The sequence below is a fragment of the Gelidibacter pelagius genome (assembly GCF_017581925.1).
GTDB classification, from domain to species: domain Bacteria; phylum Bacteroidota; class Bacteroidia; order Flavobacteriales; family Flavobacteriaceae; genus Gelidibacter; species Gelidibacter pelagius.
In genome coordinates, this window is record NZ_JAGEVG010000008.1 from 21858 (window position 1) to 36620 (window position 14763).

Sequence of the window (14763 nt, forward strand, 5' to 3'; positions counted from 1 at the left end):
CCTATTCTCTGAGCGTTGAACACTAAATTTTGAACTTAAAATTCCCAACTCAAAACTCATCCTCTCCACCACTGTGTTTTCACCTAAAAAGAGATTATCTTTGTCAATCTAAATCGTTTTCGTCAATGGAGTGTATTTCTGTATTTGATATGTTAAAAATTGGGGTTGGCCCATCAAGTTCCCACACCTTAGGCCCTTGGCGTGCTGCCGAACGTTGGATAAAAGAATTAAAGGAGAGCAACACCTTTGACCAAGTAGAGCATATAACTGTCGATCTATACGGTTCTTTATCATTGACTGGCAAAGGGCATGCAACCGACTACGCCGTCATGTTGGGATTATACGGTGCCGATCCTGAACATATTCCAATAGAGGACATCGAAACGATTATTGCGTCCATCAAGAACACTAATACCTTGCGGTTCAACAATGAACTTCCGATTGCTTTTGATGCTAAAACGGATATCGTTTTCAATAGAAAATTTTTACCATATCATGCTAACGGCATGATATTTACTGCAACCATCAACGGTCAAAAATCCAGTTCGACCTTCTACTCTATTGGTGGCGGATTTGTGGTCACAGAAGAACGTACAGTTTCAAAGAAGCAGGACGAAATATTCGAAAACACCTTCCCATATCCAATTCGATTGGGAACTGAACTATTAGCCTATTGCAGCGAATTAAACTTACCAATTTCAGGAGTGGTCTTAGAAAATGAAAAATCGATTAGGGATATGGAGACTATCGATTTTGAATTGAAACGCATTTGGGACACCATGTTGGAGTGTATGTATATTGGCTGTCATACGGAAGGCCATTTGCCCGGAGGATTGAACGTGAGACGCCGTGCGTTTGACATGCATAAAACTCTAAAATGTGATCTCCCCTATGAAAATCCACAGGAATGGTTAGAGACCATTAGGAAAACTGAAGTCAAATTCAGACAAATTTTGACCTGGGTCAGTTGTTTTGCCCTCAGCGTCAATGAAGTGAATGCGGCATTGGGTCGTGTTGTAACAGCACCAACGAATGGAAGTGCTGGGGTAATCCCGGCAGTTTTAATGTATTATATGGTGATTGAAAATCATGAAGCCGATTTTGAAGACATTAAGAAATTCCTTTTGGTGGCGGGCGAAATTGGCAGTGTCTTTAAGAAAGGCGCCACTATTTCAGCGGCGATGGGTGGCTGTCAGGCAGAGATTGGCGTATCGTCTTCTATGGCAGCAGGTGCCTTATGTGAATTGCTGGGAGGCACTCCAGATCAAGTGTTGATAGCCGCAGAAATCGCCATGGAACATCATTTAGGAATGACCTGCGATCCTATTGGAGGTTTGGTGCAAATACCGTGTATTGAACGAAATGCCATGGGTGCCATTAAAGCCATTAATGCAGCAGAATTGGCGTTGGGTACAGATCCCAAAAACGTGAAGGTCCCTTTTGATAAAGTGGTCAACACGATGTGGGAAACGGCTAAGGACATGAGTTCCAAATACAAGGAAACTTCAGAAGGTGGATTGGCAGTTGGCGTGAATTTGTCAGATTGTTAAGAACATAATTATCTTTATTTCAATCGGATCTCAAATCAGACTTTTAAGTAGTAAAAATTCTAATACATATAAATAGCAAGAGTTCCGACCGGAAATTAAATAATTCTAAAATCTTATTGTTTTACAACTTCTAATTTGAAATCAGTAAAGTATACCAGCTTCATTTTTTTTCGTTCCAACCATTTTTTAGGCCAATTTGTGACTATATTTCGGACATCAAAGCTTAACCAGTCCCCGAATCGCGAATGAGGTATTCACCTTTTAAAATACTGCTTTATATTGTTGCTGCACTTTTGGTGCTATTAGGAGTGACCTATCTCAGTACTTCCAAGCAGCTCGACAATGGCAAAACCCAAGAAGGTTTTTTTGTAGGTGATGTCCACATTAAGTATCCCACTCACGAAAGTTTTTTAGAAGTTCAAAGTCAGGATCCTTCCAAACTTAAGAGTATGGATAGTATCGTCGATAATATAGAAGGTTTGGTCAAAGACCTTGACAAAGACATCTCAGGATCCGATTTGAAACCTAAAATTCCGGATTTCACCAAAATTGACACTTCGAAAGTACAGCGCATCAAATATCCAAAAGATCGCCAGGTTTTTATAGCACAGCTACGAGAAAATCTACAAAGTGATCAGTGCCGCATCATCCATTATGGCGATTCGCAATTGGAGGGCGACCGGATTTCAGGATACCTGAGGAACAGACTTCAAGGTCTTTACGGTGGCACGGGCCCAGGTTTTATACCCATTGTTCAAGTTTACGATCAAATCAGTGCCAATGTCACACATTCTGATAATTGGATGCGACATGCCTACTTTGATCCTACCCAACAAAAATTTCCTCATAAAAAATATGGTGCCTACTCGTCGCTATCTAGATTTACTGAGGCTTATGAAACTGTGGACAGTCTGCTCTTAGATTCTTTAAAATTATCAAAAGCCACGATTGATATCGGCATTCCAACGAAATCCTATCCACTTCTAAGAACCTTCAACACTATTGGTTTACATTACGGAAACGCGCTCGCGCCAACTTCCGTAAAAGTGTATAATGATGGTCAGCTCATCAAGTCTGAACAATTGATTGCGGATGGCGCTTACCACAAATTAGCTATACACTTAGCCGAAACCCCATCCCATTTAAAAATTGAACTGGAAAGCAAAATAAGTCCAGATTTTTACGGTATCACCTTAGATGGTAAAGGTGGCATATCTTTGGACAACGTGGCCATGAGAGGATCTTCTGGAACAATCTTCGCGGGAACCAATAGCGGCAATTTTCAAAAAATGTATCAACAATTGCAACCCAAACTATTGATTTTTCAATATGGCGGGAATTCAGTTCCCTATATTAAAGACTCATTGGAGGTTGCAGAATACGCCAGCTATCTAAAAAATCATATCAATTGGGTCAAACGCAAAAGCAATAATGCCAATGTGATTTTTATCGGGCCGTCAGACATGACCACCAATGAAAATGGAAAGATGAGGACCTATCCTCTACTCCCTTATCTAAATCAGACTTTACAAAAGATGTGTACAGAAAACGGCATTGCTTTTTGGAGCATGTTTGATGCGATGGGCGGAGAAAATTCCATGCAGCATTGGGTCGATCAAGGTTTGGCGGCTAATGATTATACGCACTTTTCGCCCTCAGGTACAAAAATCATCTCCGAATTATTTTTTCTGTCCCTCTATTTAGATTTAAAGAACAAGAAATGAAACACCGTTTAGTATTACTTTTTATAGGATTTACCACGACTCTTTTGGCACAGAACTATGTTCTGGACAGTCTGACACCAAAATATGGCCATCTGATCAACTTTGAAGCGAACACCTTTAAAATGGCAGACAGCTCTCCAACCTTCCGTCAATTTTTCTCCAAATTGGATGCTGTCTATAGTGGTGAAAAACAAAAACTACATATTTTCCATATCGGTGGATCGCATATTCAAGCGGATATTTATTCCAATAAAATCAGAACCTATCTTCAAAACACCAATACCGTATCACAAGGTCAGCGCGGTTTTGTATTTCCATATCATTTGGCGCACACCAACAATCCGACCAATTATCGGATTGAAGCCACAAAGTCAAAATGGAAAGGCTATCGTTCTTCAGTCAGAAAAGATAGCATCGCTTGGGGATTGGCGGGTGTCACCGCTGCCTTTAGAGAGAAATCAGACACGATTATTGTGAAATCCAATTATCGAAATTATACCAATCAGCCTTATGAGTTCAACAAGCTCAGGATTTTTTACAATACGTGGAAATCAGATTACAATCTGACCGTTCTCGACCCTGAGCTTGTGATTTCTGACACTTTGAATTCAGATAAAATGTATCGGGAGTTTCGATTCAATAAGCTGATTGACGAAGTGGAGTTTTGTTTGGAATTAAAAAATGATAGTATTGCAAATCCTGAGTTTGCGTTGATGGGCATGGAATTCATGAACGATAATGACGGCATCGAATACACAAGCATCGGTGTGAATGGCGGGAGTTTTGCCTATTATGACCGCGCTGCCTATTTTGAAAAACAATTGCAACTTTATAAACCTGATCTCTTTATCATTGCTATTGGGACGAATGATGCCTATATGCCGAAAAGTGAATTTGATGCTGAAAAATTTCGAGAGTATTACGAAGCCTTTATGCGAATGATCCAGCGGGTCAATCCCGATTGCGCTATTTTACTGATGGTTCCCAATGACGATTATTACCAACGTAAAATCCCGAATCCAAATACGGCCACACAACAAAAAGTGATCATGGAATTGGCAGAAAAACATCAGATGGCTGTTTGGGATTTATATGACATCATGGGCGGTCTGGGCTCATCAAACAAATGGTACCAGAACAAATTAATGCCTCGTGATCGTATTCATTTTACACAATTGGGCTATAGCATTAAAGCCGATTTGTTCATGGAGGCGCTAATTGATGCCTGGGCAAAATCCACCCATAGAAATAAAGAAGAATTGTTAAAGCACTATAAAACCTTGAATGAATAGGCTGTACGATATTTTTAAATTTTCGGAGGATTATCCGTTGATTTTTACCCAAGCAAATTTTTGGATATTTTTCGCCGTGGTCTATTTCTTGTTTGCCCTTGTGCACAAGAAAATTACGCTGCGAAATTCCTACCTCTTTTTAATTTCCCTATTCTTTTATTACAAAACCAGCGGTTTTTTTATTGGGATCCTTATTTTCAGTACACTCGTTGATTTTTTTATCGGAAAGAACATTCATAAAAGCCAACAACAAACCAAGCGCTATATTTTAGTGACTTTAAGTGTCATCATCAATTTGACCGTGCTGTGTTATTTCAAATACGCCTACTTTTTTACGGACTCTTTCAATATGTTATTCCACACCAACTTTGAAGTGGTCAATTGGTTGGCGCATTGGGGAAACAGTTTTAATAATCAGAATTATTTCACGGTTGATAAAATTATTCTTCCGGTTGGGATTTCTTTTTATACGTTTCAGACCATCAGTTATAGCGTGGACATTTTCAGAAAAAAGTTAGTGCCTTTAAAGTCTATTCTCGATTTTGGCTTTTATGTAAGTTTCTTTCCGCAGTTGGTTGCTGGCCCTATTGTGAGAGCAGAGAATTTTGTACCGCAAATTTCCAAGCCAACGGTCATCACGAAATCTGATTTTGATGCCGGAACCTTCATGATTTTGAAAGGATTGATCAAGAAAATGATCTTTGCCGATTTTATCGCGATGCACTTCCTGGATCGTGTGTTTGACGCTCCCGAAATGTTCTCAGGTTTTGCCAACGTTATGGCCATGATTGGGTATTCACTTCAAATTTATGGCGATTTTTCTGGCTATACGGACATTGCTATCGGATTGGCTTTATTGATGGGATTCAAATTGCCCATCAACTTTAATTCGCCCTACAAAGCGACCAATGCCGGCGATTTCTGGAAACGTTGGCACATCTCCCTCTCTACTTGGCTTCGTGATTATTTGTATATTCCTTTAGGTGGCAATCGGAAAGGCACTGTAGCTTCTTATATTATTTTGAGCATTATTCTGTTGGGTGTTCTCTATGCTTATCAAGACATGTTGGTCGTATCGATTGTATTGGGTTCTGCTCTTCTCATTTATATTTTGTCACTTTTCAACACAGCTGTAAAAAATCAAATCAATACGAATATCAACCTCATGCTGACCATGCTCATAGGTGGTCTATGGCATGGGGCGTCATGGAAATTCGTGATTTGGGGTGGACTGAATGGCTTGGGAATTGTGGTTTATAAATTTTGGCGAAAAGTGAGTCCTTATGAAACCAATAACCAATGGTATGTGCGATGGTGGAAGATTTTGGTCACGCTGACCTTCATCACCTTCACACGGATTTATTTTAGAGGCGAAAGCATGGATCATATTGCGCGTTGGTATAAGCAAGTCGCTTATCACATGGATTGGCATTATGCCTTGGATATTTTGATCCACTATCAACTGGTGTTCTGGGTGATGATTTTAGGATATATCACACATTGGTTACCCGCATCTACCAAAAATAAAATTGAAAGCGCTTATGCAAAAAGCCCGGCATTTGCCAAGGTATTGATTGCAGCAAGTGTCGGAATCATTTGTTATCAGGCATTTTCTACGGATTTTCAACCGTTTATTTATTTCCAGTTTTAAATTAGAATCAAGAACATAGTATTAAGTATTAAGAAAATCATTTAGTGCATAAAATTATGTCTTGGCAACAAAAATTCGCAATTAAAAAGTCTCGAGTCCTATATCATCGTAGTCTATGTCTTAATTCTATTAGCTTTGTTCTAAATACTTCCCACTTAATTGTTATTTTTACATCATTAAAATAAAAAACTATGTCAGTAGCGAAAAAAGATTACAAGAGAATCACCGTAAAGACCTTGGTGGATATGAAAACCAATGGCGAAAAGATATCAATGCTCACCGCTTACGATTTTACCATGGCAAAAATTGTTGACGGTGCTGGTGTGGATGTGATCTTGGTGGGCGATTCTGCAAGTAATGTCATGGCAGGTCATGAAACCACCTTACCGATCACCTTGGATCAAATGATCTATCATGCTGCCGGTGTGGTGCGTGCCATTGAACGTTCATTAGTAGTTGTTGATTTACCTTTTGGAAGCTATCAAAGTGACCCTAAGGAAGCTTTGCGCTCTGCTATCAGAATTATGAAAGAAAGCGGCGGCCATGCTGTGAAATTGGAAGGCGGCAAAGAAGTCAAGGAATCCATCAAACGTATTTTACATGCCGGAATTCCAGTGATGGGCCATTTGGGATTGACACCACAATCCATTTATAAATTTGGAACCTATACCGTAAGAGCTAAAGAAGATGAAGAAGCAGACAAGCTTAAAGAAGATGCAATGATGCTTGAAAGAATAGGTTGTTTTGCGATTGTATTGGAGAAAATCCCTGCAAAATTGGCACAAGAAGTTGCGGAGAGCGTTTCCATTCCGGTTATTGGCATTGGTGCTGGCAATGGAGTGGACGGACAGGTGCTTGTACTGCATGACATGTTGGGAATGACCCATGAGTTCCATCCGCGTTTTTTACGTCGCTATATGAACCTCTATGAAGATATGACCAAGTCCATTTCACAATATGTATCAGATGTGAAAAACATAGACTTCCCTAATGATGAGGAACAGTATTAGTGTTTTGGGTTATGAGTTGTGAGTTCAGAGTTATGAGTTATGAGTTCAGGATTATGAGTCTAAAGTTATGAAACAGTCTTGATTCTTGTTTCTTGTTTCTTGTTTCTTGTTTCTTACTACTTAATTAATATTTCAAAATAAAACATACATCTATTCGTGGCAAAAAATCAAGAAAAAACCCTTTCCAATAAAGACAACCTCCAAGTTTTGTACGAAGACAATCATATCATCATTGTCAATAAACGAGCGGGTGATATTGTGCAAGGGGACAGAACCGGAGATAAGCCCTTGAGTGAAGTGGTTAAATCTTATATTAAGGAAAAGTACAACAAACCCGGGAACGTCTATTTAGGGGTTGCACATCGACTGGACAGACCGACAACAGGCGTCATCGTTTTCGCTAAAACAAGCAAAGCATTACCACGCCTGAATAAAATATTCGCCGAAAAGGATGCCAAAAAGACCTATTGGGCCTTGGTTAAACAATTACCACCAAAGACAGAAGACACGCTCATCCATTGGTTAAGGAAAAATCCAAAAAACAACAAATCCACAGCCTACAGTAAGGAAATTACTGATGGAAAAAAGGCTATTCTACATTATAAAATTCTAAAAAACTTAGATCATTATTATTTACTTGAGATTCAGTTGGAAACTGGGCGGCACCATCAGATTCGTTCGCAATTATCAAGCATCGGTTGTCCCATCAAGGGCGATTTAAAATATGGTTTTGACAGAAGCAATCCCGACGCCAGCATCAGTCTACATGCCCGTGGTCTTTCATTTATCCATCCAGTCTCAAACGAGAAGATTGATGTTGAAGCTCCCTTGCCCGAAGACCCGCTCTGGAAGGCGTGCTTATAACTTTTTAAAGAACTATGAGGATAGACCGCTTTGCTGCATGAAACAAAGACTTAAAGGCACAGAATACAAAAGCTTACACTTTTTTTAAATATCTGAATGTGACATTATATTTCTCTCCCTAAAACATGGTCTTATCCCAACCAAAACAGTAACCAATGAAAAAAGCCGTCCTACTTTTATTATTGACCATCGGATTTGTATCCTGTGAAAATCGCGAAAAGGAAATTGACAGAGTTGAAATTGCCAAACAATATTTTAAGGCTCTTGACAATTCAGACTATTCTAAAATGGCGGAATGGTTTGCAGATAGCCTAACTAAAATTGAAGGAGCGTATAAGCAAACCTATTCCAAAGGCGATTATTTGGAGTTATTAAAATGGGATTCGGTATTTGACCCTAAATATAACATACTTGAAATTGAGGAAGTGGAGGGAATTGTAAAAGCAAAAATTTTAAAGATGGACAAAAGAATCTCTTTTCTTCACGAAGAACCATTTTTAACAAATCAGACTCTAATATTCAAAAACGACAAAATAATTAGTGTAGAAATTGAATACGTGGACTTTAAAGAAGCAACTTGGGAAAGGAATAGAAACGGACTTTTAAGCTGGATTGATAAAAATCATCCTGAATTAAACGGATTTATATACGATCAAACTGAGGTTGGTGGAATGAAATTTTTAAAAGCAATTGATCTCTATAAAAACAAAAATTGACATTCTCAGAACAGACTAATTTTTACACTTAGTCGAATTTTTTAAATAATATTATAGAGGTCAGTAGTTAGTTGCTTATTAATTCTGTCTGATATATTTTGTCTCCTTCCACCATTTTCACAATAAGGTTGTTGAATATTGTGGCTTTACTTTGTGAGCGATTTATTCTAAAGCAGAACTCATTAAAATATCTGTTTAGATTATCTGGACTTACCCAAGAAAAGGTTGTCCTTATCCAAGATTTGACCTGATATATCATTGTGTGGAGCGCTTTAAAATTCAACCCCTTGTTACTTTTTATCTGTACGATGTTATAGACTTTTGCTATAGGCCTATAACCTCTCCATTCATCCGTTGTAACATTGGCTTCCCGACTTATATGGTCGACAAAGATGTATTGCAGGGATTGTGCTGAAAAATCATTTATTTTCTTGGCATACATCCGCTTTACCTTACCGTCCCTGGTTAGCTGAACCGCCGTGACCGCCTTCTTTTTCTTGCTGTCGTAGCTCCTTCCCGTCTTTCCTTCTTCTCTGCCGCCCAGCACAAACTCATCTACGTGGACATCACCATCCATAGGACTGTTGCCGCTTGAAGCCATGGCTTCTCGGACTTTCAGCATAAAAAGTCGAGCTGTCTTTTCCGTCACGCCATAGCGCACACCCATATAGCTGGCAGATAAACCTTTTGTTGATGTTGCCATTTCAAAACAAATAAAAAATGCTTTGCGAACTCCAAATTTAACCTTGTGAAAAAGTGTATTGGCCGCGGGAGATTCAATATGCCCGCAGATGTTGCACTGCCTTGCAAAATCTTTGCGGACTTGGCAAGCAGTATGATTACATCTCAGGCATTTATAGCCCATATTTGATTTGATTGAAGCTAGGTATTTCTTGCAATCTTCATCAGTTTTGAACCGATCAGAGAACTCTAGAAGATTTTGACCTTTAAAAATATCCATAATATCATATATTTACTGACAATAAAGATACGTATTTATATACTGACCTCTATAATATTATTTCAAGTTACAGGTGAACCAAGTATTTACAATATGTCGCCAATTTTCAGAGCACGTTTTGCAATTGGATAATGAATCTCGAGTTGTGTTCCCTGATTGGGTTGAGACGTCAAACTGAATGTTGATTCCGTCAGTTCTGCTCTATTTTTCATATTCAATAATCCTGAACTATCCTTTACTGCATCTAAATCAAAACCTTTGCCATCATCAGTGGCCTTAATAGTTAACAAGTTATCTTGGCTATAATCCAAAGAAATCTTTAGTACTTTAGCTGTTGAATGCTTTACGGTATTTGATATGAACTCCTGTAAAATTCGGAATAAGATAATCCCATCTTTTTTGTTGTAAAAGGGTATGACATCACCAATTACAAGAAAATTAGCAGTAATCAATTTCATCCGGTTGAGGCGTACAATCTCCGCATTTATCGATTTCTCAAAACCTCTGTTCTGTATCACATCAGTATTTAAAGATTTTGACAAGGCCCTGACTTCACCCAAACTTTCCTTGATTATTATTTGGGTCTCAGTGAATGGCTCTTTAATATCCTCCGTTATTTTGCCACCCAGCATTCCCATTTGCATACTTGCCAAAGAAAGCAACTGACCTATATTGTCATGAAGCTCTTGACCTAAATATTTAAGAGTTTGTTCTTGGATCTCTTCACTGGTCTTGGCTACGGTCTCTTCAAATTGCTTTTGTTGTTTTATCCTGTCCATCAGCAATTTGTTTTTTCGCTTCTGAAAAGCAACAAAAAATACAATCACCATAGTCGCCAGTAGTACAACCACCAATGTCATATAACCTATTAGGGCAATTTCCTCTTTATTTATCGTCTGCTCTTGTATAGTGGATATAAAAACGCAAAAGCGAAGCTTGAGTATGTACATATATTTATGAATAGTAAGAGTAAAGTTCTAAACCTTCCAAAATCTGAGCTTATTGATTTGAAATAACCATCAAAAATAAATAAGGGTATGACGCAAAGATACCAAAGTAGCAAAGTGATGCTTATATAAAATGAAGGTAGTTTATAATAATCAAGAATTTTATCGCTGTTTATTAATTGCAGAAAATACAATAGCACATATAAACAAATTATAGAAACGCTAATAAAAAAGTGATATGGCAGGGCGGTAATAAAAAATGCATCAGTTAATGTAAAATAAAGAATTGAAAATACGCTAAATACACCCATTGTTGATAATACGGTAATCTTGGATTTAATATTGGTCATTAAATTATAATAAAAAATACTTATAAATCCGATAGCCAAATAAGAGTAGATATTGTAAAGCCAAGTATTGCGACGAAATACACTGTTTTTAATCGCATTAAACCATTCGTTATCGAAATCATACAACATTAAATAACTATAGTTTCCAACAATTTCGACTATAACGGTAAGCCATAAGTAATGAACAAAAATTCTCAATTGATTATCTTTGACTTTTCTGAAATAATAACTCCCAGAAAGTGCTGCTATAATTTCAAAAAAAATAGTGATTATACCCTGATAATCAATTAAAAAGTCTTCCAACATAAAACTCTATTGAGGATAATTTGCACCAGGTGGATGTCCATGATTTCCAAAATCCAATCCACCACCACCAGGAATGTCCCCACCATCTGATTGCATGAAAAAATCTAATAAGCCCGCGTTTGCTTTGTTGGATTTACCAGTAGGCATAAAGAACATCGTGGTATAACCAGCTTTTCCGTTTTCATTTGGATGTGCACCAAGATAAATTCGAACACCGTCCATGGTATATCCTAAATCTTTAGCTTCATTCTCAGCATAGTTGAGATAATTTCTTACTTCATCCAAGCCATACCACGACGATCGGTTATCGCCACCCTCTCTTTTCACTAAAGAATCACTGATTAATCGGTACCTTTCATTGTAAGCTTGATCTAAAGTTTTTGCTTGATCAGGCGAAATGAGTCCTTTGGGAGTACTGACCATCAATTCTGTTTTGGGTTGACAACAATAGAAATACACTGCCAAGGCCCCAATAACAATTCCTAAAATGAGCATTATAAAATTTTTCATAATGGGTTGGTTTTAATTGTTTCGACCATGAAATTATAGAAAATTTCGATATAAGCAGGTAAAATCCTGATGAAATTAATAAATGACGCTTCCATGATTACAAGTTTCAAAAGTTTTTCGGATTAAAATTGGTTAAAACGGAATAAAGAAACTTTGGATATTAAAACCAGTTTATGGACTATCAAAATTCTATCATTTTTTATCATTATAATGTCAACAGATGAAATCGAAATGTTTGTCCCGGAGTTTTTTGTGACAATCGGTTAAAGGCCATTTCTGAAAGCTGTAGAATTCTTGGATACCCTCCTGTGGTCTGACAATCGCGCATCAGTATCATCAATTGCCCTGCAGGTGTCAACTGTACGGTCCCAGGTAAAACGGGTGATGTTATGATGGGGTCCATTGCGTTCTCAAAACGCTCATCCAATTGATAAGCCATGCGATTACTATCTTTTGAGATGGTAAATTCGTTATTAAACAATCTGTTTTGGTTGTCAGCCTCAAGCAACTCATATTCAATACTTTTAAACACTTCAATTACTCCCGACTCAAAATGTGTTTTAGGAGTTTTTAAAATGGAATGTGATCTTTTTATTGGTATTGGAAGATCAGTTAATTTTAAGACGTCTCCAGTTTTTAAGCGTTGCTGATTGGTTATGCATTTGTAAAAACTTCTGCTCTCCATGATTCTTTCCGATTGAAATCCGCCAAGTACTGCCAAATACCCTCGGCAGCCAAATTTCCTTGCGCCAAAGGAAAGGACATCATTCTTTCTAACTACGGTATAGCTATTGTTTCCAATAGGTTTCTCATTAATTTTAGCTTGACTTTCCATTCCCGTTATGCAAATGGCAGTGTCACTCTGAAATTTAAGTCTTGGTGCCATCAAAGTGAACTCCAGCACAGCAGCGTCATCTTGATTTCCCAAAATAGCATTTGCTAATTTTGCCGAATAGTGATCCATAGCTCCAGAAATCGGGACACCAAACTCCTGATACCCAAGACGCCCTAAGTCTTGAATACTGTCATATAGCCCTGTTTTTAAGATTTCAACCATCTATTGCCTCACTTTCTATTTTATAAGTTTTATTTTTCACATGTGATGAAATTTCCTGATGGGTTTTAAAATCGACGGGGACAAACTGAATACAATCTCCAGCTTTGGCAAAACAAGGTTGTTCTAATTTGGGATTGAAAAATGCTATTGGCGAATTTCCGATAATATTCCAGCCTCCGGGACTCGCCATGGGGTAAATTCCCGTTTGCTCACCACCAATTCCCACTGCTCCCATTTCAATATGCTGTCTTGGACTCTTCCTTCGTGGCATGAACAAACCCTTGTCCAATCCTCCCAAGTATAAAAAACCGGGAAGAAACCCAATGAAATAGACCTTATAAATGGCTTCAGAATGTAAACGGACAATTTCTGGAATTGACAGGTTTTTCTCTAATGAAAGTTCCTTTAGATCCAAAGCAAAACTGAGGTCATAACAAACTGGGATTTTCCATAATTTTTGGGGTCGAATTTCAAAATCCTGTCTTGAATCATATTTAGATTTCAATGATGCAATTTGTGCATCTATATCGACACTATTAAATCCATAAGTAATTAAGATAGAACAATATGCACTGGTTATTTGAATGATTGATTCACTATCATTTTTTAATAAATAATTTTTGAACAATAGGACATCATTAAGGATTTTAGGTGAAATGTATGGTGGCCATTCCACTAAAATGGAAGTTTCTGAAAACCGCGAATATGTCAATTTAAATTTGTTCAAAATTCTATTTAATCTGTATCCCTTTTCTATTTAATTTTTCTGTCAGAACCTGTAAATGATGTTCGGCTTGAGGGTGATCACCATGAATACAAATTGTATCTGCTTTGATGTATTTCTCGGCACTATTGATAGTCTTTACTTTGTGATGTTGTAACATAAAAAGAACATGGGCGCTTAATTCGGCCGCATCCTCAATGAGTGCATTTGGATGTGATCTTGATACCAAGGTTAAATCCTCATTATAATTCCTATCGGCAAAAACCTCATATACAACCGTAATACCGTTCTTTTCTGCCATTTTGGACACCATCGATCCAAATGGAGCATAAAGCTTGACTGACTTGTCGTAGTGCTTCATTAGAGAGATGACGACTTCAGCATAAATCTTCTCGGTATTGGCAAGATTATAGAGTGCGCCATGAGGTTTGATATGGTGTAGGGGTTCGTTTTTAGTTTTCAGAATCTTGACAAGATCGTTTACTTGAGATTTTAGAGATGCCAATAATTCTTCTGGAGAGATGTCCATTGGAAGTCGTCCAAAATTTGCTTTATCAGGAAAAGATGGATGCGCACCAATCTTAACCTCATGTTGTTTTGCCAATTTCACAACGGAGGTCATGGTCATTTCGTTTCCTGCATGTCCACCGCAGGCAATATTGCAGGAGGATAGATACGGCATGAGTTGGCCTTCGTTATTGAGGCCTTCGCCGACATCGGCATTGAAATCTATAGATGTTATTTGGTTTTCTTTAGACATTGATTTTTAATAGGATGCTGATCTGCCCGTCCGTTCAGGATGATAACACTGGTGATTTACGCTGATTTTTTTAGATACTTACCGATAGAATCTATCGGGATCACAAATTGTCACTTACTGCTTTGATGAAACTTGGTGCTACCATTTCAAGATGATGATTTTCTAATAACTGGTTTTGGTGAGTATTTCACGAATTCGCAACTCATTATTTTACTTATCTGTGTCTTTTAGCCTCTGCGTTTATGCGCCTCTGCGAGAAGAGCTAAAAATCCATCATATTATGCCAATTTCACCAATTACTAACTATTCAACCGGAAATATAAATTTTGGAATTATAAACT

The 14763-nt window shown here is 37.9% G+C and carries 13 protein-coding genes; 7 read left to right on the forward strand and 6 right to left on the reverse strand.

Annotation, left to right across the window (positions count from 1 at the left end; translation table 11 throughout):
• The first annotated feature begins 125 nt into the window (after positions 1-125).
• The 7 genes from J4051_RS07980 to J4051_RS08010 all read left to right on the forward strand — a co-directional run bounded on the left by J4051_RS07980 (position 126) and on the right by J4051_RS08010 (position 8807).
• The gene (locus tag J4051_RS07980; RefSeq protein ID WP_208233345.1) at positions 126-1550 is read left to right on the forward strand and encodes an L-serine ammonia-lyase; all 1425 of its coding nucleotides are present in this window, start codon (positions 126-128) and stop codon (positions 1548-1550) included.
• 245 nt (positions 1551-1795) lie between these two features.
• Positions 1796-3274 (forward strand): GDSL-type esterase/lipase family protein, encoded by a 1479-nt coding sequence (locus J4051_RS07985; protein WP_208233346.1) that lies wholly within the window; start codon positions 1796-1798, stop codon positions 3272-3274.
• On the forward strand, positions 3271-4566 hold the full coding sequence (locus J4051_RS07990; protein ID WP_208233347.1) for a GDSL-type esterase/lipase family protein: 1296 nt from the start codon (positions 3271-3273) through the stop codon (positions 4564-4566). Before J4051_RS07985 ends, J4051_RS07990 begins: the two co-directional genes overlap by 4 nt.
• Positions 4559-6217, forward strand: coding sequence for an MBOAT family O-acyltransferase (locus tag J4051_RS07995; RefSeq protein ID WP_208233348.1), 1659 nt, complete (start codon positions 4559-4561; stop codon positions 6215-6217). Before J4051_RS07990 ends, J4051_RS07995 begins: the two co-directional genes overlap by 8 nt.
• Positions 6218-6408: 191 nt before the next feature.
• The gene (panB, locus tag J4051_RS08000) at positions 6409-7227 is read left to right on the forward strand and encodes a 3-methyl-2-oxobutanoate hydroxymethyltransferase (RefSeq protein ID WP_208233349.1); all 819 of its coding nucleotides are present in this window, start codon (positions 6409-6411) and stop codon (positions 7225-7227) included.
• 156 nt (positions 7228-7383) lie between these two features.
• Entirely contained in the window at positions 7384-8091 is a 708-nt protein-coding gene (locus tag J4051_RS08005) for an RluA family pseudouridine synthase (protein ID WP_208233350.1), read from the forward strand.
• Between the two features lie 155 nt (positions 8092-8246).
• Positions 8247-8807, forward strand: a complete 561-nt coding sequence (locus tag J4051_RS08010) for a hypothetical protein (protein ID WP_208233351.1) — start codon at positions 8247-8249, stop codon at positions 8805-8807.
• Positions 8808-8874: 67 nt separating this feature from the next.
• Here the strand turns inward: J4051_RS08010 and J4051_RS08015 are convergent, their stop codons facing one another.
• From J4051_RS08015 to pxpA, 6 genes are all read right to left on the reverse strand, one after another.
• The gene (locus tag J4051_RS08015; protein ID WP_208233352.1) at positions 8875-9768 is read right to left on the reverse strand and encodes an IS1595 family transposase; all 894 of its coding nucleotides are present in this window, start codon (positions 9766-9768) and stop codon (positions 8875-8877) included.
• Positions 9769-9854: 86 nt separating this feature from the next.
• Entirely contained in the window at positions 9855-10718 is an 864-nt protein-coding gene (locus tag J4051_RS08020; RefSeq protein ID WP_236027312.1) for a sensor histidine kinase, read from the reverse strand.
• Between the two features lie 659 nt (positions 10719-11377).
• Positions 11378-11881: a hypothetical protein gene (locus J4051_RS08025; protein WP_208233353.1), complete on the reverse strand. Its 504-nt coding sequence runs from the start codon at positions 11879-11881 to the stop codon at positions 11378-11380.
• Between the two features lie 205 nt (positions 11882-12086).
• Positions 12087-12938: a 5-oxoprolinase subunit C family protein gene (locus J4051_RS08030; protein ID WP_208233354.1), complete on the reverse strand. Its 852-nt coding sequence runs from the start codon at positions 12936-12938 to the stop codon at positions 12087-12089.
• Positions 12931-13665, reverse strand: a complete 735-nt coding sequence (pxpB, locus tag J4051_RS08035; protein ID WP_208233355.1) for a 5-oxoprolinase subunit PxpB — start codon at positions 13663-13665, stop codon at positions 12931-12933. The genes J4051_RS08030 and pxpB overlap by 8 nt, the downstream gene beginning before the upstream one ends.
• A 4-nt stretch (positions 13666-13669) precedes the next feature.
• Positions 13670-14422, reverse strand: a complete 753-nt coding sequence (pxpA, locus tag J4051_RS08040) for a 5-oxoprolinase subunit PxpA (RefSeq protein WP_208233356.1) — start codon at positions 14420-14422, stop codon at positions 13670-13672.
• Positions 14423-14763 lie beyond the last annotated feature (341 nt).